Annotated in this window: 17 protein-coding genes; 8 read left to right on the top strand and 9 right to left on the bottom strand. The window is 72.3% G+C overall.

Annotated features, from left to right (window positions below):
* Nucleotides 1–4: 4 nt before the first annotated feature.
* Genes WC969_03760 through WC969_03750 form a run of 3 tightly spaced genes read right to left on the bottom strand, consistent with a single transcriptional unit; the run spans nucleotide 5 to nucleotide 2504 of the window.
* Nucleotides 5–790 carry an undecaprenyl-diphosphate phosphatase gene (locus WC969_03760; GenBank protein MFA6028953.1) on the bottom strand — a complete coding sequence of 262 codons (786 nt, stop codon included), beginning with the start codon at nucleotides 788–790 and terminating at the stop codon, nucleotides 5–7.
* The gene (locus WC969_03755) at nucleotides 787–1614 is read right to left on the bottom strand and encodes a carboxypeptidase-like regulatory domain-containing protein (protein MFA6028952.1); all 828 of its coding nucleotides are present in this window, start codon (nucleotides 1612–1614) and stop codon (nucleotides 787–789) included. The genes WC969_03760 and WC969_03755 overlap by 4 nt, the downstream gene beginning before the upstream one ends.
* Nucleotides 1614–2504 (bottom strand): hypothetical protein, encoded by an 891-nt coding sequence (locus WC969_03750; protein MFA6028951.1) that lies wholly within the window; start codon nucleotides 2502–2504, stop codon nucleotides 1614–1616. The genes WC969_03755 and WC969_03750 overlap by 1 nt, the downstream gene beginning before the upstream one ends.
* A 229-nt stretch (nucleotides 2505–2733) precedes the next feature.
* Here WC969_03750 and WC969_03745 point away from each other — a divergent pair, with 229 nt between their 5' ends.
* From WC969_03745 to WC969_03715, 7 genes are all read left to right on the top strand, one after another.
* Complete coding sequence (locus tag WC969_03745) at nucleotides 2734–8064, top strand: ATP-binding protein (protein MFA6028950.1); 5331 nt, start codon at nucleotides 2734–2736, stop codon at nucleotides 8062–8064.
* A complete protein-coding gene (locus tag WC969_03740) occupies nucleotides 8064–9269 on the top strand; it encodes a response regulator (GenBank protein ID MFA6028949.1) in 1206 nt (401 codons plus the stop codon). The genes WC969_03745 and WC969_03740 overlap by 1 nt, the downstream gene beginning before the upstream one ends.
* Nucleotides 9266–10024 carry a LysM peptidoglycan-binding domain-containing protein gene (locus WC969_03735; GenBank protein MFA6028948.1) on the top strand — a complete coding sequence of 253 codons (759 nt, stop codon included), beginning with the start codon at nucleotides 9266–9268 and terminating at the stop codon, nucleotides 10022–10024. Before WC969_03740 ends, WC969_03735 begins: the two co-directional genes overlap by 4 nt.
* Before the next feature lie 2 nt (nucleotides 10025–10026).
* Complete coding sequence (locus WC969_03730; protein MFA6028947.1) at nucleotides 10027–11700, top strand: outer membrane beta-barrel protein; 1674 nt, start codon at nucleotides 10027–10029, stop codon at nucleotides 11698–11700.
* Nucleotides 11697–12293 (top strand): ribosome biogenesis GTP-binding protein YihA/YsxC, encoded by a 597-nt coding sequence (gene yihA / locus WC969_03725; protein ID MFA6028946.1) that lies wholly within the window; start codon nucleotides 11697–11699, stop codon nucleotides 12291–12293. The genes WC969_03730 and yihA overlap by 4 nt, the downstream gene beginning before the upstream one ends.
* A 72-nt stretch (nucleotides 12294–12365) precedes the next feature.
* Nucleotides 12366–12530 carry a hypothetical protein gene (locus WC969_03720; protein MFA6028945.1) on the top strand — a complete coding sequence of 55 codons (165 nt, stop codon included), beginning with the start codon at nucleotides 12366–12368 and terminating at the stop codon, nucleotides 12528–12530.
* 127 nt (nucleotides 12531–12657) lie between these two features.
* Nucleotides 12658–12900, top strand: coding sequence for a YtxH domain-containing protein (locus WC969_03715; protein ID MFA6028944.1), 243 nt, complete (start codon nucleotides 12658–12660; stop codon nucleotides 12898–12900).
* Nucleotides 12901–12952: 52 nt separating this feature from the next.
* Here WC969_03715 and WC969_03710 read toward each other — a convergent pair whose 3' ends face one another.
* From WC969_03710 to WC969_03700, 3 genes are read right to left on the bottom strand one after another with little or no spacing between them, the layout of a single operon-like run.
* On the bottom strand, nucleotides 12953–13546 hold the full coding sequence (locus WC969_03710) for a DUF502 domain-containing protein (GenBank protein MFA6028943.1): 594 nt from the start codon (nucleotides 13544–13546) through the stop codon (nucleotides 12953–12955).
* Between the two features lie 11 nt (nucleotides 13547–13557).
* Complete coding sequence (locus tag WC969_03705) at nucleotides 13558–14580, bottom strand: hypothetical protein (protein MFA6028942.1); 1023 nt, start codon at nucleotides 14578–14580, stop codon at nucleotides 13558–13560.
* Between the two features lie 2 nt (nucleotides 14581–14582).
* Nucleotides 14583–15644 (bottom strand): PilT/PilU family type 4a pilus ATPase, encoded by a 1062-nt coding sequence (locus tag WC969_03700; protein ID MFA6028941.1) that lies wholly within the window; start codon nucleotides 15642–15644, stop codon nucleotides 14583–14585.
* A gap of 130 nt (nucleotides 15645–15774) precedes the next feature.
* On the opposite strand from WC969_03700, the gene dusB reads away from it, so the two are divergent.
* The gene (gene dusB / locus WC969_03695; protein ID MFA6028940.1) at nucleotides 15775–16743 is read left to right on the top strand and encodes a tRNA dihydrouridine synthase DusB; all 969 of its coding nucleotides are present in this window, start codon (nucleotides 15775–15777) and stop codon (nucleotides 16741–16743) included.
* A 124-nt stretch (nucleotides 16744–16867) separates the two neighbouring features.
* On the opposite strand, the gene pyk is transcribed toward dusB, so the two are convergent.
* From pyk to WC969_03680, 3 genes are read right to left on the bottom strand one after another with little or no spacing between them, the layout of a single operon-like run.
* Nucleotides 16868–18307 (bottom strand): pyruvate kinase, encoded by a 1440-nt coding sequence (gene pyk, locus WC969_03690; protein MFA6028939.1) that lies wholly within the window; start codon nucleotides 18305–18307, stop codon nucleotides 16868–16870.
* Entirely contained in the window at nucleotides 18304–19122 is an 819-nt protein-coding gene (locus WC969_03685; protein MFA6028938.1) for an alpha/beta hydrolase, read from the bottom strand. The genes pyk and WC969_03685 overlap by 4 nt, the downstream gene beginning before the upstream one ends.
* Nucleotides 19123–19172: 50 nt before the next feature.
* On the bottom strand, nucleotides 19173–21782 hold the full coding sequence (locus WC969_03680) for a cation-translocating P-type ATPase (GenBank protein MFA6028937.1): 2610 nt from the start codon (nucleotides 21780–21782) through the stop codon (nucleotides 19173–19175).
* Between the last annotated feature and the right edge of the window lie 103 nt (nucleotides 21783–21885).

Genomic DNA, 21885 nt, shown 5'->3' with positions numbered 1-21885 from the left:
GGTCCTAGGCTCGGCAGGCCGACGCGAAGATAGCGGCCGCGAGGAGGATCCTGTACGCGGCGAACGGCAGGTAGCCGGCCCGTCGAGTCCAGCGCAGCAGGAAATGGATGGCCGCCGCCCCGCTCAGGGCCGACGCGGCCACCGCGAGCAGCACGCCCGGGTCGAGGAGCCCGGCGCCGAGCTTCGGGACCTTGTGCAGCGCCGCCGCCGCCGTGATCGGGGTCGCGAGCAAAAACGAGAAGCGCGCGGCGGCCTCGCGGTCGAGACCCAGGAAGAGTCCCGCCGTGATCGTCGCTCCCGAGCGGGAGACCCCGGGAACGATGGCCAGCGCCTGCGCGGCGCCGATGAGCAGCGCGCGGGAAGGGGAAGGGTCGCCCGCGTTCCCGCCGTCCTTCGCGAAGCGGTCGGCCCACGCGAGGAGGAGGCCGAAGAGGGCGAGGGTCGCCGCGACGAGCGCGGGCGTCCTGAAGACGGTCTCGGCCTGCTTCTCGAGGAGCAGCCCGGCGAGTCCGGCCGGGACCGACGCCAGCGCCAGGACCCAGAGCCGCCGCGCCTCCTCGGAACGCGGTTCCCGGAGGGCGGCGCGGAGCATGCGGGCCCAGTCCGCGCGGAAGTACGCGAGCAGGGCGGCGAGGGTGCCGGCGTGCAGGGCGACGTCGAAGGCCAGGCCGGGGTCGGGCCAGCCCGCCAGCCAGGGGAGCAGGCTCAGGTGCGCGGAGCTGGAGACGGGGAGGAACTCGGTGAGTCCCTGGAGGAGCCCGTAGACCAGGGCCTGGAACGGGCTGATCACTCCTGGGAGTCCGGCGAGAGGGGGAAGAGGGCGATGTCGCGGCGCACGGTCCCGGCGCCGCCCTTCCAGGGCCGGTGCTTCGGGACCGAGTTGCGCAGGACCGCGCGGGCCGCGAGGGTCATCGAGCGGTAGTTCGCGGAGGGGTCGTCGAAATGGTCCCCGTCGTAGTCGGATTGGTCGACGATGACGCGGTACCCGCCCGACGAGGAGGGGAGCTTGACGCGGAAGCGTCCGTCGGAGCCCGAGACGGCTCCGCCCTGCCCGCCGTCGTCGGCGAGGAAGGTCAGGTTGGCTCCGGCCACCGGCTTCAGCGAGAGGATGTCGTAGACGCGGCCCTCGAAGCGCCAGAACTCGGCTTCGACGGGAGCCGGCGCGGCCGGCGCGGGAGCCTCCGGAGCCGGCGTCTCGACCGGCTCCTCGGCTGCGGCGGGAGCGTCCGTCCCCGCGGCGGGGACCGTCGCCGCCGCGGTCGCGGCGGGGGGGAGGGCCTGCGCGGGCTTGTTGGCGATGGCCGCGGTCATCTCCTCGGCGGCCCGGCGTTCGCGCATGAAATCCTTGCCCAGGTAGAAGAGGGCGACGCCGAGGACGAAGACCAGCGCGAGGAGGACGTAGCGGAACGGGGAGGCCTTGGGCTTGTAGTGGACGTTGTCGACGTGCGCATCGGGGACCGGCACGATCTCCGGATCGGGGCCGTCGAGGTCCTCATAGCCCGGCAGGCCGGCCTTCTTCGCGCCCGCGCCGCGGTGCGCCCGCAGGTCGTAGAAGCAATGGGGGCAGGTCTCGAGCTTGCCGCTGATCGCCTCGTGGCAGCCCGGGCACTCCATCAGACGGCGAGCGTCGAGAGGCGCTCCTCGAGCTTCGCGTGGGCGTCGTCGCCCTCGTTCTCGAGGAGGAAGTACTTGCTCGCCTTCGTCGAGATGAGCGTCAGGCAGTTGGCGGCCACGCCCGCGCGCTGGTAGGCGGCGAGCTTGTGGTGACCGTCGAGGACGAAGCCGGCGAAGAAGGAGTGCATCGTCTTCCCGCGTCCGGTCGCGATGGTCTCGGGGATGGGACGCTGCATGAGCCCGAAGAGGAACACGCGGGGCCGGTCCCCGTTCTGGATCATCTGCTGGTAGAGGCGGATGTTCTCCTGCTTGAGCCGGTTCTGCGGGACGAGAGGGATGACGAAGTCGTGCTGCTTCTCGACGATGTCCTCGTGCCGGTAGATGCGCGGGTTGCGCCCCTCGTAATGCTCCCAGTCCGAGAGCAGGTCCTCGGCGGCGGGGTCCTCGATGTCCCAGATCTCCTGGAACTCGGCGTTGTGGAAGTAGGAGTTCTCGTCGTCGGCGGCGTAGGGCCCCGTGAGCGTGACGTTCGTGTTCATCAGGTAGTATTCGCCCTTCTCCATGATGTCGAGCATCGGCAGCAGCTCGCGCACCATGTCGGCGTCGATCGGGCGGGGGAGCGCGATCGTCTTGGGCAGGTTGAAGAGCTTCTTGTGCGGCGCGGGACGCGGGTCGCGCAGGCACTTGAACCAGAAATGGCAGGTGTCGCAGTCGTTGCCGATCTCGAAGCGGCGGGCGCCGTTGATCTCCAGGTAGAGGGAGTTCGCCTGCGCCTGCTTCTTGGCGACCCCGATGCGGATGACGCCTTTCGACTGCGTGAGCTTGATCTTCCAGAGGCGCTCGCGCACCTCGGACGGCTCGAGTAGGGCCTGCGTGGGTTCGGATTTCATTTGCGCGTATTGTAAACGATAAATCCACCGTCCGCAAGGGCGGTCTCTTTGCTAGCATGGCCCGCATGAACGCACGGGAACGGACCCCGCGTCCGTACGCGCGCGGGAGTGCGCGCGTCCGAGGCCTTTTCGGACCTCCCGCGGCCTTTTCCCGCCTGTTACGGGAGTGTTTCGCCTTAACAACCCCGTCATCGGCCCCGCACCCGCGCCTTATATACTCAATAGCGTCATGACCAATCCTTGGGACGAAGAGTCTTTCAAGCAGGTCGGAGACCTCGACGCCGCGCGCCTCGCCCTGCGCGGCGCCGTCGCCACCATCCGCGACCTGCAGGAACTCAGCACCAATCTCAAGGGCAATCTGCAGGAGGCCGCCAATCGGGAGAAGGCGGCCCAGTCGGAGCTCGGGGAGCTGCGCCGTCAGATCGAGGCCTGGAAGGCCGAGGGGCTGAAGTGGGAGGAGGACCGCAAGGGCCGCGCCGCCCGCGAGGAGCGCGAGCGCGAGCGCATGCGCCTCGAGGTCATCGACGGGGAGCGCGGCCGCATCGAGCGCGAGCGCATGCTCCAGGAAGAGCAGCTCTCGCGCCTGGCCGCCCAGCTCGAGGAGTGGCGCGCGGTCCACCAGTCCCGCCAGAACGACGTATCGACCCTCAAGCGCATCCTCGAACAGCGCGAGGCCGAGCTCCTCGCCGCGCAGCGCGAGAAGGAGGAGCTCGCCGCCCGCGTGCACCGCGACGGGGAGCTGCTCCACCGCATGCGCCAGAAGCGCGACGAGGAGATCCTCGACATGGTCCGCGCCCGCGAGGAGGAGCTCGAGCGCTCCCGCCGCGACACCGCCGACCTCGTGCTCAAGAACCAGGACCTCGCCCGCACGCTCGCGGCCCAGGGACAGGACTCCGAGCTCCGTCTCAAGCAGCGCGAGGAGGAGCTCCTCAAGCGCGCCGCCGCCAAGGAGTTCGAGCTGCAGGACAAGTACGCGAAGCGCGAGGCCGAGCTGCAGAAGGCCTGGGCCGAGCTCGAGAACGGGCTCTGGGCCCGCGCCAAGGAAGCCCGCGAGAAGCTCGACGCCGCCGTGCAGAAGCAGTTCGACGAGCAGGCCCGCCGCCTCGCCGACCGCTCGGAGGAAGTCGAAGGCCTCCTCGCGCGCGGGAAGCACGAGCTCGACGCCGAGCACGCGAAGCGCACCTCGGAGCTGGAGACCCGCTACGCGGTCCTCGAGAAGCGCCTGCAGGACTCGCACGTCCGCGCGGAAGCCGAGCGCCTCAAGCGCTTCGAGGACGAGCTCGCCAAGGAGAAGACGAGCCTCCTCGCCGCCGCCGACGAGCGCGCCAAGACCTTCGAGGCGGAGCGCGCCGCGCGGCTCGAGGAGCTCCGCCGCCGCGAGGAAGCCCTCGACGCCGAGACCGCCCGCCTGCGCGGGGGACTCGAGGCCGATCTCTCCACCCGCGAGGCGAAGCTCCTCAACGAGACCCAGGAGCGCGAGCGCGCCCTCGAGGACCGCTTCCAGCGCCGCCATCTCGAGCTGCAGGAAGCGTTCATCGCGAAGGAGAACGACCTGCGCGAGGACTGGACCCGCCGCAAGGTCGAGCTCCTCGCCGAGCACGAGAAGGCCGTCGAGGCCGAGCGGGCGGCCCTCGCCGCCCAGCTCGAGCAGCGCAGCCGCAGCCTCGACGAGCAGTACGCCGCGCGCGTCGTCGAGCTGGAGAGCACCCAGCGCGCGCTCGAGGAGCAGTTCCGCTCCTGGAAGGCCGGCGTCCAGGAGGAGTCGCTGCGCAAGGAGAAGAACCTCGACAAGCAGTGGCATCATCGCGAAGGAGAGCTCGTCGCCCGCTACGAGGCCGCCCTCGACGGAGAACGCCGCACCGCCGGCGTCGAGCTCGAGAAGACCCGCGCCCAGTTCGAGTCCCAGCTGCATGCCGCCGAGCAGGCCCACATCGCCGACGCCGAGCGCATGCGCCTCGATTACGAGAGCCTCGAGCGCGAGCTCCGCGAGGCCTTCGAGCGCCGCGACGCCGAGCAGCGCGAGCGCCAGCTCGCCGAGCTCGCCCGCGCGCGCGCCCAGCAGGACGCCGCCCTCGCCGCCCAGGCGCTCCACTATGAGGGAGAGCTCGAGCGCCGCGAGAGCGAGGCCAGGAACGCCCAGCAGTCCCTGCGCGAAGAGTCCCAGTCGCGCCAGGGTGCGCTGGAGCGCTCCCTCGCGGACAAGGAGCTCGAGCTCTCCAAGGCCCGCGCCGCCGTCGACCAGGCGGAGAAGGACGCCGCCGCCGCCTGGCAGAAGTCCCGCGAGCGCGAGGAGGCCTTCGAAGCCGAGCGCGCCGCCTGGCAGGGCGCCGAGGGCACTCGGCAGTCCCGCCGCGAGGAGAAGTACCTCGCGCTCGAGCGTCGGCTCCAGGAAGTCTGGACCGAGAAGGAGCGCGAGTTCCTCACCCGCCACCGCGAGGAGCTCGCCGAGCTCGCGCGCCGGCAGGCCGCGGAGCTGCAGGCCGCCGAGGCGGAACGCCGCCGCGACCTCGAGCGCCACGCCGCGGAGGCCGCCGCGCAGGAAGCGGCGCTCCAGGCCCGCTACGAGGACTGGAAGAAGGAAGAGGGCGCCCGCCTCGAAGCCGAGCGCGTCGAATGGCTCGAGCGCCAGCGTCGCGCGCTCTCCCGCGAGCGGGAGACGCTGGGCAAGGAGCTCTCCGCGAAGTCCTCCCAGCTCGACGCCGAGCACGCGGTCCGGGTACGGGAGCTCGAGGCGCGCCGACAGGCGCTCGAGGAGCGCGTGCGCCGTCAGGAGGAGGACGCCGCCGCCGCGTGGCGGGAGCGCGAGCGCGTCCTCGGAGAAGACCTGCAGAAGCGCCTCGCCGGCGAGCGGGAAGCCCTCGATGCCCTTTATAGGAAGAAGGAGGAGGACCTTTCCGCCGCGCACATCGCCCTCGAGGGGGAGCTGCGCTCCGCCTGGGAGCGCCGCGCCCGGACGCTGGAGGACGAGGCGGCGGCGCGGCTCGAAGCCGCCCGGCGCGAGCTCGAGGCCGCGGGGGCGCAGGCCGCCGCCCAGCGCGCCGAGCAATGGGAGCTCCTCAAGAGCGCGGAGCGCGACGCCCTGCGCGCGGAGCTCGCCAAGGAGGCGGACGCGCGCCGCCAGACGGACCTTGCGCGTCAGGCCGAGTCCGAACGCGCGCTCAAGGCGCGCGAGACCCGTCTCGAAGAGGCCTTCGCGGCCCGCGAACGCGAGCTCGAGCGCGGCTTCAAGGAGCGCGAGACCGCGCTCGCCGCGAAGCTCGAGGCCGAACGGGAGAAGGCCCTCGCCGAGCGCTCGCTCGCCGAAGGCTCCCTGCGCCAGCGGACGGGAGAGGCCGAGAAGGCCCTCGCGCGCCGCGCCGTCGAGCTCGAGGAAGCCGCCTCCCGCCGCGAGCGCGAGCTCGCCGAACAGCTCGAGCGCGCCCGCCTGGAGCGCGACCGCGCCGCCGCCGCCCTCGAGGAGGCCCGCGCGGGCCTCGAGCGCGCCTACCGAGAGAAGGAGAAGGAACTCGCCCGCGAGCTCGAGCGCCGCCGCGCCGAGGCCGACGCGGAGCAGGCGGTCCTGGAAGAGGAGCACCGCAAGAAGGCCGCCGCGCTCGAGGCGGCGTACGGGGCGCGCGAGAGCGAGCTGGCGGAGCGCTACCGGAGCGCCGAGGAAGGGCTCGCGGCGAAGATCGCCGAGCTCGACCAGGCCCGTGCCGCGCGTCTGCGGGAGACCGAGTCGCTGCGGCGCAGCCTCGAAGAGGATTTCCGCAAGAAGGCCTCCGGGCTCGACGACGCCCGCGCCGCGCTGGACGCCGCGGGACGACGCCGCGAGGAAGAAGCCCGCGCCGAGGAGGTCCGTCGCGACGCCGCCCTCGCCGAGGAGAGCCGCGCCGCGGCCGCCCGCGCCGAAGAGCTGCGCACGCGCCTGGAGAGCGACCACGCGCGCCGGACGACCGAGCTCGAGACCCAGCGCGCGGCGCTGGAGCGCGAGCGTCTGGAGATCTCCGACGCGCTGCGCCGCGATTTCGAGGAGAAGGAGCGGGCGCTGCGCGACGCCCTCGAGACCGCGCGCGTCGAGGAACGCTCGCGCCTCGAGGCCGAGGCCCGCGCCCTGCGCGCCGAGACCGAGAAGAGCCGCCGCGACCTCGCCGCCGAAGCCGGGCGCCGCGAAGCCGAGCGCGAGAAGTCCCTGCGGGACGCCCGCGCCGAGCTCGAAGCCGAACGCCAGCGCAGCCTCTCCGAGCGGAAATCCCTCCAGGAGGAACGCGCCCTCCTCGAGCGCGAGGCGACGGAGCGCGAGACCGTCCGGCTCACCGAACTCGACCGGCGCCGCGCGGAGCTCGAAGAGGAGTACCGGCGCCGCGAAGCCGCCCTCTCCGGCGCACGGGCGAAGACCGACGAGCAGGTCCGCCTGCGCCTCGCCGAGGATCTCGCCCGTCAGCAGGAAGCGCTCCGACTCGAACTCGAGGAACGCTTCGCGCGCGAACGCGCCGGCCTCGTCGCGAAGGAGACCGCCTCCGCGCGCGCCGAGCTGGAGACGCGCCTGCGCGCGGAGCATGAGGCGGCCTTCAAGGCCGAAGAGGCCTCCCTGCGCTCCGCCGACGACGCGCGGAGCGCCGAGCTCTCCCGCCGCGAGGCCGAGCTGGAGGCCCGCGAGAAGGAGGTCTCCCGCCGGCACTCCGAGCTCGAGTCGCTGAGCCAGGGCCTCGACGCCGGGACCCGCGAGCGTCTGGCCAAGGAGGAATCCTCGCTCTCCGAGCGCGAGAAGGCCCTCGCGCAGAGCCGCAAGACCGTGGACGAAGCCCGCCGGGAGATCCTCTCCAAGGAAGCGGAGGTCCGCGCCCTGCGCGACCGCCTCCTCGCGTCCTTCAAGGAAGGCCACGGCGGCTCCATCCCGCCGGCGGCCTTCGAGAGCGAACTCAACGACCTCGTCTTCGGCATCGCCCATCAGATCCGCAACCCGCTCGGCATCGTCCGCAGCCTCGTGGAGGACCGCCTCAGCGGCCGCCTCGTCCTGCCGGGGGAGCGCCGCGCCATGGACGCCATCCTGCGCTCCATCGAGGGGCTGCGCGAACGCCTCGAACAGCTCGTCGACTACACCCGGCCGCTCGCGCTCAAGCCGCGCGCCGTGGACGTCCGCGACCTCGTCGCCCGCGCCCTCTCCGAGACGGAAGCCCGCTGCAGGGCCGCCGGCGTGCGCGTCGTCCAGCGCATCGCGGAGGACTCCCCGGAGCTGCGCGCCGACGGCAAGGCCCTGCGCGTGGCCCTGCTCCACCTGATCGTCAACGCCGTCGAGGCCATGCCTCAGGGAGGGACGCTCACCCTCTCCGTGCGGCCCGAGGACGCCGGACGGGCCCTTCGCATCGAGGTCTCCGACACCGGACCGGGCGTCCCGACGGCCCAGCAGAAGGAGGTCGGCCGGCCGTTCTTCACGACGAAGCCCGGCGCCGTGGGCCTCGGACTCGCCATCGCCCGCCGCATCGCCGCGGCGCACGGCGGGAAGCTCGAGTTCGTCGCACCGTCGGGCGAAGGCTGCCGCGCGGCGCTGCTCCTGCCCGCGCCGGCGCAGAGGCGATAATGCCCCGCATCCTGATCGTCGACGACGAAGCCGACATGCGCATGGCGCTGGCGAACGTCCTCGAGCGCCTCGGCCACGAGGTCTTCGAGGCCGGCGACGGCCCGGCCGCGCTCGCGCGCCACGCGGAAGGCGGCGTCGACCTCGTCCTCCTCGACATGCGCCTGCCGGGCATGGACGGCGTCGAGATCCTCCGCCGCCTGCGCGAGCGCGACGCCGAGGTCCCCATCGTCATGGTCACGGGCTACGGCAGCGAGGAGCACGCGGCCGAGGTCCTCGCGCTCGGCGCCGACCACTACCTGCCCAAGCCCTTCAGCAACCGCGAGCTCTCCGAGGTCGTCGAGCGCGTCCTCGCCTCGCGGCGCGGCGGGGGAGCCGTCGGGACGCTCGCCCGCCGCATCGAGGAGAAGATCCACGCCCCCATCGCCGTCGAAGCGGGGCCCCTGCCCCGCCCGCGCCGGGGGTTCGGCTGGTCGGCCCTCCTCCTCGGCCTCGCCGCCGCGGCGGCCGCCCTCTGGGCCGTGCGCGCCGGGAGGTCCCGCGACTACGTCGTCCCCTTCTCGCACCCCTCCGCGCTCGTCTGGAGGGGGGACCGCCTCTGGGCCGCCGACTGGCTCGCCCAGACCGTCTACGAGCTCGAGCTGAAGGCCGGCGGCCTGCGCCCGCTGCGCACCGTCGTCCTGCCCCGCTCGCACATCGGCGGGCTGGCCCTCGACGGAGAGCGCCTCTACCTGAGCGATTCCTGGGACCGCTCCCTCCAGGTCCGGCGCCTCGACGACCGCCTCACCCTCCTCACCTCCGTCCCCAGCCCGGGTCCGCGTCCGGCCGCCCTCTACCACGACGGGCGCTACCTCTGGTCGAGCGACGCCGCCGCCGGACGCATCTACCAGCACGACCCGCAGAGCCTCGCCGTGCTGGCGAGCTTCCCTTCGGCCGCGCGCTCGCCCGCCGCCCTCTTCAAGGACGAGGCCTACCTCTGGTCGGCCGACGCCGACACCCGCTCGCTCTTCCGGCACCGTCTCGACAACCGCCTGCGCGTGCTCGAGGCCTACACCCTGCCGGAACTCGACCGCGGCGCGAAGCCGCTGGCCTGCATGACCCTGCGCGGCCGCGCCGTCTGGATCGGACGCGACGGCTCCTCCGAGCTCCTGCTCCGCCCGCTCTCCGCCTTCAAGCGCCGCGCGCCCGCGAAGGAGGACGCCCCTTGAAGCGGCTCCTGAGCGCGGTGCCCCTCCTCTTCGTCTGCGCGCTCGCGCGCGCGGGGGAGGCGCGCCTCGCGCTCGAAGGCCGCGCCGACGACGGGCTCCGCCCGCTCTCGGGCGTCTGCCTCCTGGACTTCGAGGTCCGCGAGGAGGGGGGAGCGCTGCTCTGGCGGGGCTCCCGGTACGTCCCCGTGCGCGAAGGGCGCTGGTCCGCCGAGCTCGAGGCTCCCGGACTCCCCGCGGCGGGCTGGAGCGTCCGGGCGCAGGGGCCCGCCGGCACGGGCTGGAGGGCCGTCGTCGACTCCGCACGCGCCTCCGAAGCGGCGTCGGCGGCGCCGGTTCCCGTGATCCCCGCACCCGCTTTGCCGCAGGCGCTCATCGACGTCCCCGTCGCTTCTCAAAGCCGCGGCGAGCTTCCCGTCTCCGTCTCCGCGGGAAGCTCGAAAGAGGAGCCGCGCCTGCGTCGGCTCGAGCGAGAGCTCGAGCGCACCCGACGGACGGCGGAGCTCTCGCAGAAGGAGGCCGAGCATTCCCGCGCGCGGCTGGAGGCCGTCGAGCGCACGCTCAGGCAGGGCGGAGCCGCCGCAGGAACTCCGCGCATCTACGAGGTCCATGACGGCGACACCCTGCGCTCCATCGCCGCGAAGCTCTATGGCGACGCGGAACGCTGGACCGAACTCTATGAAGCGAACTCCGACCGCCTTCAGAGGGGCGGCGACCCGGTGAGCGGACAGCGGCTCGTCGTCCCGCCGCCGCGCTGAACATGGGGAGCAAGACCGCCGCCGCCCTCTGCGCCGCCCTGCTCCTCGCCGGGCCCTCGGCGCGCGCGGGAGGACCGGAAGAGCTGCGCATCGTCCAGTTCTCCGACACGCTGCTCCTGAGGGTCGGCTCCGAACTCGTGCAGCTCGCCCCCGGGTCCGCCGGCGCCGCGGTGCCGGCCGGCCGGCGCACGGAGGTCCTCTCCGGCGAGGCGACGCTCGCCGCCGCCGGCGTGCGCCTGCAGGTCCGCCCCGGCGCCGCCTTCGTCTACCGCTGCGTGCCCGACGGCGCCGTGCTCAGCGTCGAAGCCGGCGCGGTCGAATCGGTCCTCTCCGACGGACGGCTCTTCCCCGTGGCGGCGGGCCAGACCCTGCGCCTCGGAAGCTTGCCGGCGGCGCTGGAGCCTCCGGCAGCCCTTCCCGAGAGGACTCCCGCGGAGACGGCTTCGCGCGGCCCGTCCCTGGAGCCGCGCGAACCGGGGTTCGACCCTCTCGACTCGCTCGCTCGGCTCTTCGAGGGCCTCTCGCGGCTCAAGAAGCCGCAGCTCAAGCTCGTCCTCGACCTCCATCCCTACTACCGGCTCGAGCAGGCCTACCAGAGCAACATCTACCGCGTCCCGCGCGACGGCGCCGCCGGCGCCCGCGTCGGCGGAGGCGTGCGCAGCTCCTGGATCACGACGAACAACGCCGGGCTGAAGTTCGAGCTCCCCTTCAGCCGCCGCCATCGCCTCGAAGGCGGCTACGACGCCGCGTACACGGCCTACACGACGCAGCCCGCCGCCAACAACGCTCTCAAGCAGACCCTTCGCGGAGAGTACGTCTTCAGCGGCGTGCGCGGGATGCAGGGGAAGGTCTGGGACGCCCTCATGAGCACCGTCGACCCGGCTTTCAGCGAGACCGTCTCGCGCGAGCGGCGGCTGCAGAACGACTTCGGCGCGCGCGTCGATTCCGCCCGCAGCCGCAGCCTCGTCTGGGCGGCCGAGGGTTCGGTCGGCGCCCACAAGTACCGCAACCCGGTCCTCGCGAGCTCTCTCGACCGCCGGGAAGTCCTCGCGGGACTGGAAGGCGGCTGGCTCTTCCAGCCCAAGACGAAGCTCTACCTCGCCTACAAGCGCGGGCTGATCCACTACACCGCCGGCCGCGCGACCCACTCGCGCTCGCATCAGGCCAGCGCCGGCCTCAGCGGGAAGCTCGCGCCCAAGGTCACCGGGAAGCTCGAAGGCTCCATGCTCTACCGCGAGTACGAGGTCTCCCCGGGCGCCGGGCCCCGCGTCGTGCGCAACTGGCTGAGCGCCATCCAGATCGACTGGCAGGCGGGAGAGCGGAACAAGGTCGGGCTGCGCATGTATCGCGACATGAACCAGACGACCTACACGAATAACCGCTACTATGTCGCGACGGGCGCCCGCCTCGACCTCAAGCGCTCCTGGCGCCGCTGGAGCGCGGGGGTCTACGGCAGCTGCGAGGCCGACACCTATCCCGAGCTCACCACCTCGGGAGGGCTCACGCAGCGGCGCAAGGACGACCTTTGGGGGGCGGGACTCGACATGGACTGGAAGCTGCGCAGCTGGCTGGGCGTCGGAACCTCGTACGCGCGGGTCTGGAAGCGCTCGAACTTCCCCGCGAGTTACGACTACGACGACGACACGACCTCCGTCTGGCTCCGGCTTCAGTTTTGACCGACCCCCGCTCGCGTCCCCTGCTCGACGACGTCCGCTACCTCCTGAGCGAGGTCGATCCGGAGAAGCTCGGCTCCTCGGCGGCCGAGGTGGCCTTCGTCGGCCGCTCCAACGTCGGAAAGAGCACCCTGCTCAACGCCCTCTGCCGCCGGGACCTGGCGCGCGTCTCGGGCACGCCGGGACGCACGCGGACCATCAACGTCTTCCTGGCCGGCCTCGACCGCTGGCTCGTCGACCTGCCCGGCTACGGCTACGCCTCCGGCGACCCGCGCGAACGCGCGGCCTGGGGCCCGATGATCGAGGGCTATCTGACCGGACGCCCGACGCTGCGCGGCGTCTTCGTCCTCGTCGACGCGAAGGTCGGACCGACGCCTCTGGACCTGCAGATGCTCGACTGGCTGCGGGACCGCCGGCTGCCCTGGCGCGTCATCGCGACGAAGGCGGACCAGGTCAAGCCGTCGCGCGCCGTCGCGCGGCGCCGGGAAGCGGCCGCGGCGCTCGGTCTCGCGCCCGAGGACCTCGCCTGGGTCAGCGCCGACAAGGACCTGGGCATGCGCGAGCTGCGGGCCGAGACGACCGCCCTCCTGCAGTAGGGGGGGACCGCCCCCTTGACGGAACGGGATGCGCCTGTTACGCTCATCATCCGCGCCGAGAGGAGTCGTGCCATGGATGTCCTCGCTCTCGGCGTTTCCAATACCGCCTTCGGCGTCGCCCCTTCCTCGCTCTCCGCGCTCTTCCTCGTCGCCTGCGGCCTCATCCTCCTCGGCTGCGCCCTCCGGCTGCTCTCGGAGACGGACGACCGTCCCGACCTCGGCTGGGACCCGGATTAGACGGTCGCAGCCCCTCTCCTCCCTCCGGGACGAAGGCGGGTTCCTCTGCGAGGAACCCGCCTTTTCAGGCATTGACAGCCCCGCACTCAAGGGGCTAGTATCCAAGGAGAGGGAGGAAACCTCGACCATGAGCGACAACAAGTGGCTGCCGTACTTCCTGTTCGGAGCGGCGACGGGCGCCGTGCTCGGCGTGCTGTTCGCCCCGAAGGCCGGGAAGGAGACGCGCGAGGACATCGAAGAGTGGATGAAGGAGAAGCGCGACGAGACGACCCACGCCCTGCATGAGGCGCGCGAGAAGGCGCACCTCCAGGCGGAGAAGCTCGCCGCCGCCGTGAAGGCCGGCAAGGAAGCCTACAAGACGCACGCGTAAAGTCAAAAGAGCCCCCCGTCCGGGTCACCGGACGGGGGGCTTTTATTTTCGCCTACTTCGGAGGGATCCGGGAGGGCAGGGCGGAGCCGGCGGAGAGGACCGCCTGCACGCCCTGCTCGAGGGTGAGTCCCGTCTCCGAGACCGCGCCCTTCGGGACGAGCACGATGTCGCCGATGTAGAGGTTGTTCGTGGGCACGAAGACCGCCACGAGCTCCGCCTCCGGCCCCTCGCCCCAGGCCGTGCGGCCCGTCACGAAGCCCAGGGAACGGACCCCGGGCCGGGGATACTCGACGAGCACGACGCTGCGGAACTGCCCCTGCCCCGGCGCGAAAGCGTCGGTCATGCGCTTGAGCGTCCGATAGAGCCCGTTGAAGACCGGTATGCGCAGCATCAGCTCCTCGACGGACTCGAGGAGCTGCCGGCCGAAGAAGTTCGAGGCCAGCGAGCCGACGACGAAGAGGATGCCGAGCGCGGTGGCGAAGCCGAGCCCCGGCACGCGGTGCCCGATGAGGGCGTGCGCGGGACCGGCGAGGAGTCCGTCGACGGTCCCCACGACCCAGACGAGCAGGTAGGCCGAGATGCCCGCCGGGCCGACGATGAGGAAGCCGGTGATGAGCTGACGTCGGAGCTGAAGAAGCAGACGCATGGGGACCTCCCTCACGGCGTCTCGAAGCGCAGGGACTTGAGGATGCGCTGGTAGACCGGCAGGTAGCGCTCGAAGAGGTCGGAGGGCGCGGCGTAGGAGACCGCGAGGTAGCCGTCCGCGAGCCGGATGAAGGCGGTCTTCGCCTCGTCCTTCACGCCGACGTGGAGCGCCGCCTTGCCGGCGACCTCCTCGCGGCCTTCCTCGAGAGCGCCGCGCCACTCCTTCTCGCGCCAGGCGGCGGTCTTCATGTCCACGTAGCCCTGCTCCGAGCGGCGGTGGCGGCTGAGCGTGACGGTGATGGGCCGGCCGTCGCGGCGCAGGTCGAGACGCAGGTAGATGGAGGCCGTCTCGTCGCGCCAGGCGTCGTCGAGATGCCAGCCCGTCTTGGGAGACTCGAAGGAGAGGTCTCCGACCACGCGGTAGCGGCGATAATCGGCCGCGCCCGGGGCCTTCGGCGCCGCGGAGTCCTTCGAGACGCACTCGACCGGCGCGAACGGGTCCTCGGTGTAGCGCCGCTCCGTCCCCGCGGGGCAGCGGACCGCGCGAGGCGTGCGGACCGTCCCGGTCCCCGAGGAGAAATCGGGCTCCGCGACGGGCTCGAGGACCTTGGGCGAGGCGGCCACGCACTTGAAGGGCTTCATCTGTCCGGGCGTCGGGATCGGCACGTAGCCCCGCGGGCACTGCGGCCCGGTGCGGAACCCGGCCTGGATGCGCTCGCACTCGTAGTCCTTGTCCTCGGCGGCGGTCGGCACGGCGCGATGGCCCGGGGGGCAGGCGCCGGTCGGAGGCGTCAGGCGCACGTCGGAGAGCGCGCACTTGAAGGGGTCGAGCGGGTCGGAGACGGTCACCGCGCGGGAGCCGCGCGGACACTCCACCCCGTCGCGATAGCGCTCGTCCGCGACGGCGCAGACCCAGGGCTCGCGCGAGTCGGGCGTGCGCATGGGCTTCGTCCCGGCGGGACAGCGCGTCACGGCCTGCACGGCGGATGCGGGAGCCGCGAACGCGGCTGCGAGGAGCCAGGCCGCGGCGCTCACGCTCACCCCAGGAGCTGCGGGTTGCGCATCGCGAGCACGGCGGTCTCGCGCGTGATGAGCTGACGCTGGAAGAGCGCCTTGACCGAGGCGTCCTTCGCGATCATCCCGAGGCTCGTGCCGGTCTGGAGCACGTCGTTGATCTGTCCGAGCTTGCCCTCCCGGATGAGCTGTCGGACGGCGGGCGTGCCGAGCAGGACCTCGATGGCGAGCACGAGCCCCTTGCGGTCCGCGCGCGGGAGGAGCTCCTGGGAGATGATGGCTTCCACGCTGTTGCAGAGCTGGTCGCGGATGATCTCCTGCTCGTCGCCGGGGAAGGCGCTGAGGATGCGCTGGGCGGTCTTCGCGGCGTCCGGGGTGTGCAGGGTGGTCAGGACGAGGTGCCCGGTCTCGGCCGCGGTGAGCGCGGCCTTGATGGAGCCGGGCGTGCGGACCTCGCCGATGCAGAGCACGTCGGGGTCCTGGCGGAGGGCGTCCTCGATGCCGTCCTCGAAGGAGTTGGTGTCGACGCCCACCTCGCGCTGGAGGAAGAAGGACTTCGCGGCCCCGAAGAGGGTCTCGATGGGGTCCTCGATGGTGACGATCTTGCCCGGAAGGCCCTGCCGGTTGATGTGGTCGAGCATCGCGGCCATCGTGGTGCTCTTGCCGCTGCCGGTCGCGCCGGTGATGAGGATGATCCCGCGGCGCTTCGAGGTGAGGGTGGCGATGATGGGGGGCAGGCCGAGCGCGGAGAGGGGGTAGATCTTCGTCGGGATGATGCGGATGGAGGCCGCGATCGTGCTCTGCGCCTTGCACAGGTTCATGCGGAAGCGCCCGCACTCGCTGAGAGTGAAGGAGACGTTGACGCGGTTCTGCTCCTGGAAGACCCGCTTGTGGTGCTCGTTGACGTAGGCCGCGCACATCTGCCAGATCTGGGCGGAGTCGAGCGCGGGGTAGCGGGTCGCGGCGACATCCTGGCAGACGCGGTAGATGGGGGGATGCCCGTGCAGGAGGTGGAGGTCGGACCCCCCGAGGGAGGAGGCCTCCCTGAGCAGCATCTCCAGCGTGACGGCGGTGGTCCCGGACATGGCTCCTCCGATGCGCAGAGAAAGACTAGCGAGAAAGGACGTCCCTTTCAAGAGCCCGTCGGGAATCCCTCCGCGGGGATTCCCGACCTTGCGCGGGAAGGGAGCGGTCTTTTCGGGTTAGAATATGACCGTGCCGATCGAGATCGGTCCGTTGTCGTTGACGAGCAGGGTCGTGCAGTCGCCCATGGCCGACTGCACCGACCTCGCCTTCCGCATGGTCGCGCGCCGGCGCGGGCTCGAGCTGGCGTTCCTGGAGATGGTCTCGGCCCACTCGCTGACGCACCGCAACGCGAAGACCCTCGCCATGATGAAGACCGCTCCCGGCGACCGGCCGCTCGGAGCCCAGCTCGTGGGGCACGACCCCGCCAAGATGGCCGCCGCCGCCGCGATCGTCGAGGAGATGGGCTTCGACGTCCTCGATCTCAACCTCGGCTGTCCCGCGCCCAAGGTCGTCACGACCGGGGCCGGCGCGTCGCTCCTGCGCGAGCCGGAGCTCGCCGAGCGCATCTTCAAGGCCGTTCGCGGCGCCCTGCGCCGCATCCCGCTCACCGTGAAGACGCGCATCGGCTTCGAGGACGCCAGCGGCTCCGAGGCCGAGGAGATCGCCCGCCGCGCCGAAGCGTGCGGCGTCGCGGCGGTCACGGTCCACGGCCGCACGCGCCGCCAGCGCTACGCCGGGGAGGTCCACGCCGGAGCCCTCGCTCGCGTCAAGCGCGCGGTGCGGATCCCCGTCCTCGCCAACGGAGGGGTGATGAAGGGGGAGGACGCCCGGCTCCTCGCCGAGGCCACGGGCTGCGACGGCGTGGTGCTCGGCCGCGGCGCGCTCGGGAACCCCTGGCTCTACCGGGACTGCGAAGCCGCGCTGGCGGGCCTTCCGCCGCCGCCGCCGCCGAGCCTCGAGGACCGCCGCGCGGCGCTCGTCGAACACCTGGAGAACGAGCTGCGCTTCGAGGGGGAGCGCGCCGCGCTGCTCACGATGCGGCGCGTCTGCTGCTGGTACATGGCCGGTTTCCCCGGCGCGGCCGCGTTCCGCGCGTCCGTGTTCGTCTGCGAGGACCCGGCCGCGTTGCGCGCTCTTATCGATACCTTCGGCAGATAAGGTGGCGCGCAACGCGGCCCCTCACCCCGCGCGCTGAGCGCGCTCGCCCCTCTCCCGCCACGCCGGGAGAGGGGCAGGCGATGCGCCCTCCAGGGAGCGCGAGCGGGGTGAGGGGTCGGCGAGCCTACGAACCCGTAGGCTCGCCGACGACGTGGAGCTTCATCAAATTGGTCGTGCCCCTCAGTCCGAGCGGGGTGCCGGCGACGAGCGCCACGACGTCCCCGCGGCGCGCGAGCCCCTCCTCGAGCAGGCGCCGCTGCGCGGCGCGCGTGAGGTCGTTGACGTCGCGCACGAGGGCGATGCGGCGCGGCAGGACGCCCCAGACGAGACTCAGGCGCCGGCGCGTCGCCTCCGAGGGAGAGAGCGCGACGATCGGGCAGGAGGGGCGGTAATGCGCGATGAGCCGGGCGCTGCGCCCGCTCTCGGTGAACACGGCGATGCAGCGCAGGCGGAAGTCCTCCGCCGCGGCGCAGACCGCCTCGCTGACGGCCTCGGGGACGCCGCGGACGGCGGCCCGAGCGGTCGACGGAGCGAGGCGCGGAGCGGATTCTGCCTCGCGCACGATGCGGTCCATCATGCGCACCGTCTCGAGAGGATACTCGCCCACCGAGGTCTCGCCGGAGAGCATGACCGCGCTCGTGCCGTCGAAGACCGCGTTGGCGACGTCGGAGACCTCCGCGCGGGTCGGCCGCGGGCTGTGGGTCATCGACTCGAGCATCTGCGTCGCGGTGATCACCGGCAGGCGGGCCGCGCGCGCGCGGAGGATGATGTTCTTCTGCGCCACCGGGACCTTCTCGGGGCTCATCTCGACGCCCAGGTCGCCGCGCGCGACCATGACGCCGTCGCTCTGCGCGAGCACCTCGTCGAGCGCCGCATAGGCCTCGGGCTTCTCGATCTTGGCGACCAGGGGGACGGCGCGCCCGAGGCGGCGCAGGGCCCGCCGAGCCGCGCGCATGTCCTCGGGCCCGCGCACGAAGCTGACGGCCACGTAGTCGGCGCCGTGCCTCAGCGCGAAGGACAGGTCGCGGAGGTCCTTCTCCGAGAGCGACGGCGCTCGCACCGCCACTCCGGGGAGGTTGATGCCCTTGTGCTGACCGAGTTCGCCGCCGTGGACGACCTCGCAGCGGACCTCGGCGCCGCGGACGGCGCGCACGCGCAGCTCGAGCAGGCCGTCGGCGAGCAGGATGCGGTCGCCCGGCCGCGCCTCGCGGGGCAGGCGCCGATAGGTCGTCGAGACCCGGCGGGCGTCTCCGGCGCACTCCGCGGCCGTGAGGATGAAATCGTCGCCGTCCTTCAGGCGCACCGGCCGGCCGCCGGCGAGAGGGCCGGTCCGGATCTTCGGTCCCTGGAGGTCGGCGAGGACCGCCGTCTCGCGCCCGAGACGCTTCGAAGTCCTCCGCAGGGTCTCGAAGGCCCGCGCGTGTTCGGCGTGGGTGCCGTGGGAGAAGTTCAAGCGGGCCACGTCCATCCCGGCGCGGAGCAGCCCCTCGAGCATGCGGGGGGAGCGGACCGCGGGGCCCAGCGTGCAGACGATCTTCGCGCGGCGGGACTCTCGACCGTTCATCGTACCTCCAGGTGTTCGCGCATGAAGCGGCTGACGCCGTCCGCCCAGCCGGGAAAGGTGAGGAAGCCCTCGTTATGGGTCCCGCCCGTGCGCAGAAGGCGCTTGCGGCCGGGCGCGGCGTCGTAGAGGCGCTCGCCCATCGAGAAAGGGATCATCTCATCCTCCGGGCTGTGGACGACGAGGAGGGGGACTTTCAGCCGGAGGATCTTCGAAAGGTTGTCGTAGCGCGAGCGGATGAGCCGGTGGAGGGGGACGCGGGGGAAGATGAGCCGGGCCATCGCGGGCGCCGAGGTGAACGCGCTGTCGAGGACGAGCGCGCGGGGAGGCCGGGCGAGCGCCGTCTCCAGCGCGACCGCGCAGCCGAGCGACTCCCCGTAGTAGACGGTGCGCGACGCCGGGACGCCGCGCGCCTCGAGCCAGCGCGCGGCGGCCAGGCCGTCGCGGTAGAGGCCGCGTTCGTCGGGCGCCCCCTCGCTCTCTCCGTAGCCGCGGTAGTCGAAGAGCAGGACGTCGAAGCCGCGCGCGGCAAGCAGCCGCGCCTTCTCGACGCGCGTGCTGACGTTGCCGGCGTTGCCGTGGAAGACGAGCACGGCGGGCCGATGGGGCGCCGTCGAGTCTGCGATGAACCAGCCGTGCAGCCGCCGTCCGTCCTCCGTCTCGATGCGGACGCTCTCATAGGGGAGGCCGTAGGTCCCCGGATGGAGGGTGAGGCGGCGGTCCGGCGCGTAGAGGCACGCCTGCTCGAGCGCGCGCACGCCCGCCCAGAACATGAGCAGGAGGATCGGGATGAGCCAGAACGGGGAGACCGTCTTCACGCCCGGCTATTCAAGCGCCTTCGGGGGGCCGGGTCAATCGTCCCGCGGGGCTATTTCCGAGGGGCCCCGGCGGCGGGCTTCTCCCTGCTCAGAGGGAGCGTCAAGAGGAGCATGCTCAGCAGGCAGACCAGGATGGTGCTGCCCTCGTGCAGGATCATCCCGAGGGACAGGGGGATGACCCCCAGGATCGCCGAGGCGACCATGGCGACGATGACCCCCAGAGAGATGGCGAGGTTCGCCGCCATGATGCGCTTGGCGTAGGCGCTGAGCTCGAAAGCCGACACCAGGCCCGTGAGAGAATCCCGCATGAGGACGACGTCGCCGTTCTCCAGAGCGGCGTCGGTGCGGCGCGCGCCGCCCATGGCCACGGAGACGTCGGCGGCCGCGAGGGCCGCCGCGTCGTTGAGACCGTCGCCCACCATCACGACCTTGAGCCCCGAGGCCTTGAAGTCCTCGACGGCCTTGAACTTCTGGTCCGGAGTGAGCTCCGCGCGGTACTCCTCGACGCCGACCTGCTCGGCGACGCGGGCCGCCACGTCCCGGCGGTCTCCGGTGAGCATGACCACGCGCTTGCCCATCGCGCGGAGCCGGGCCACGACCGCGCGGGACTCGGGACGGATCTGGTCGCGCAGGAGGATGCGGCCCATCAGGGGGCCGTGCAGGACCCACAGGGCCATGGTGCCCGAACCCGGATCCTCGGGCGTCGTCGTCGGCTTCGCGAGGCCGTTCGCCTCGAGGAAGGAGAGGCGTCCGACCAGGGTCGGCTGTCCCTCGAAGAAGCCTTTGACGCCGAAGCCCGCGACCTCCTCGGCCCCGGAGGCCTCCTCGTCGACGAAGCCGAGCTTGCGGACATAGCGCATGACGGCGTCGGCGACCGGATGGGTCGAATGCCGCTCCAGGGACGCGGCGGCGCGCAGGAGCCGGCTCTCCGCCTCGAAGGGCTCGGAACCTTGTCCCTCGAGGACCTCGATGCGCTCGACGTGCAGTTCGCCGGTCGTCAAGGTCCCGGTCTTGTCCATGGCCACCACGTCCGCGGAGTACAGCCGTTCCACGGCCGCGCCTCCCCGGAAGAGGATCTTCTCCATGGCTCCGCGCCCGATGGCCGCGAGGACGGCGGAGGGGATGGAGAGGACCAGGGCGCAGGGACTGGCGACGACCAGCAGGGTCACGGCGCGATGGAAGGCGGACGTCGCGCCGTGCACCATGGAAAAGGGCGGCACGCCCATCGAGACGAGCACCGCGAACATCGCGACGCTGGCTCCCAGGATGAGGAGGGTGTAGGCCGTCCCGAACCGGTCCGTGAAGCGCTGGCTCGGGGCCCTCAGCTGCTGGGCTTCGCGGATGAGGCGGGTCAGCTTCTGGAGCGTGCTCTCGGAGGCGGGGTTCAGCGCGCGGGCGCTCACGACCCCGGACCGGTTGAAGGAGCCGCTGCGCAGGATGTCGCCCGGCTCCTTGGAGACGGGGAGCGACTCGCCGGTCAGGTGGGACTCGTCGACCGAGGTGCGGCCCGAGATCAGCTCGGCGTCCACCGGGATCTGGTCGCCCGGCAGCAGCTGGAGGACGTCGTCCCGGCGGACCTCTTCGACCGGGAGCTCCTTGACGCCTCCGTCCTTCATGACGCGCGCGGTCTTCGGCGCCGACTGGAGGAGCGAGTCGATGCCCTTCTGCGTGCGGTGCTCGGCGAAGAGCTCGATGGCGTGGGAAGCCGAGAACAGGAACAGGAGCAGAGCGCCTTCCGGGATCTCTCCGATGAACGCCGCTCCGGCGGAGACGACCAGCATCAGGAAGTGGATGTCGAACTTGCCTTCCGGAAGGTCGTGCAGGGCGTCGACGGCCGCGTCGTAGCCGCCCGCGGCCATGGAGGCGAGATAGAGGGCCGTGGGCAGCCAGGCCGGTCCGACGGCCGCGGCGGAGAGACCGAGGGCGGCGAGCCCGAAGGCCGCGCACAGGCTCGCCAGGGCGGCCATGGTCGTCCAGGACTCGTGCTCCGCCCCGGAGTCCGGCGCCTCCTCATCGGACGCGAGCCGCTCTACGGCCGGAGAAGTCGCGGCCGGCCGGACGCCCGCGCCGGCCTGAAGCCCGGACGCCGCCGGGCCCGCGAGCTCGCCGGCCGAAGCCGCGTCATCGGAAGCATAGCGGCGCGTCCCGGCCCCCTGGAGCAGGTCCAGGAGGGCGGCGCCGGTCCCGTACAGGGAGGAGGCGGAGGTGCCGTCGGCCGCGGCGGACTCGAGCAGCGGCTCGGCGGAAGCGGAGAGCCCGGAAGCCTTCTCGCTGAGCGCATGACGGGCGTCCTTCCCGAGGAAGGGAAGGACCGCGGAGGAGACGGCGCGCGGGGAGGAAGCAGCGGCCGCAGGGGGCGTCCGGACGACGGGCGCGGGAACGACGCCGGAAGGGAAGACGGAGGCGGCGGCCGGTGCGCCGGGGAGGACCTGCGGAGCGGAACCGAGGACGGGAAGTCCCTGGCCGAGGGCCAGGCCCGCGGGGCTCGAGGGCAGCGCCGCGCCGACCTTCGGAAGCGTCACGAGGACCTGGAGCGTCGGGACGGAGACCCCGGCCGCGCGGGTGCCGAACGCGGCGACCTGCGCCCAGCCCGGCGCGGGCAGGCACAAGGAGGTCAGGAGTGCCAGCAGCAGGCAGGCGGCGGATCGCGCGGTCTTCATGACCACAGGATAGCCGCGGAGGGGAGAGGGGACTACAGCCCTTCGGGCCGCGCGCGCCGCGTCGAAGTGCCCAGAAAAGATTGGGCCCACGGCCCGGCGCACG

The sequence above is a fragment of the Elusimicrobiota bacterium genome, from assembly GCA_041660925.1.
Classification (GTDB): Bacteria; Elusimicrobiota; Elusimicrobia; order UBA1565; family UBA1565; genus JBAZUV01.
Note: the sequence above shows the minus strand (reverse complement) of the source record. Positions and strands in the feature narration are given on the sequence as shown.

What these genes read in the sequence shown, in the direction of transcription:
- WC969_03745 (MFA6028950.1), top strand. Translation starts at nt 2,734, where the DNA reads ATGACCAATCCTTGGGACGAAGAGTCTTTCAAGCAGGTCGGAGACCTC.
- WC969_03750 (MFA6028951.1), bottom strand. Translation starts at nt 2,504, where the DNA reads ATGAAATCCGAACCCACGCAGGCCCTACTCGAGCCGTCCGAGGTGCGC.
- WC969_03700 (MFA6028941.1), bottom strand. Translation starts at nt 15,644, where the DNA reads ATGTCCGGGACCACCGCCGTCACGCTGGAGATGCTGCTCAGGGAGGCC.
- WC969_03740 (MFA6028949.1), top strand. Translation starts at nt 8,064, where the DNA reads ATGCCCCGCATCCTGATCGTCGACGACGAAGCCGACATGCGCATGGCG.
- WC969_03730 (MFA6028947.1), top strand. Translation starts at nt 10,027, where the DNA reads ATGGGGAGCAAGACCGCCGCCGCCCTCTGCGCCGCCCTGCTCCTCGCC.
- WC969_03680 (MFA6028937.1), bottom strand. Translation starts at nt 21,782, where the DNA reads ATGAAGACCGCGCGATCCGCCGCCTGCCTGCTGCTGGCACTCCTGACC.
- pyk (MFA6028939.1), bottom strand. Translation starts at nt 18,307, where the DNA reads ATGAACGGTCGAGAGTCCCGCCGCGCGAAGATCGTCTGCACGCTGGGC.
- WC969_03710 (MFA6028943.1), bottom strand. Translation starts at nt 13,546, where the DNA reads ATGCGTCTGCTTCTTCAGCTCCGACGTCAGCTCATCACCGGCTTCCTC.
- WC969_03715 (MFA6028944.1), top strand. Translation starts at nt 12,658, where the DNA reads ATGAGCGACAACAAGTGGCTGCCGTACTTCCTGTTCGGAGCGGCGACG.
- WC969_03755 (MFA6028952.1), bottom strand. Translation starts at nt 1,614, where the DNA reads ATGGAGTGCCCGGGCTGCCACGAGGCGATCAGCGGCAAGCTCGAGACC.
- WC969_03720 (MFA6028945.1), top strand. Translation starts at nt 12,366, where the DNA reads ATGGATGTCCTCGCTCTCGGCGTTTCCAATACCGCCTTCGGCGTCGCC.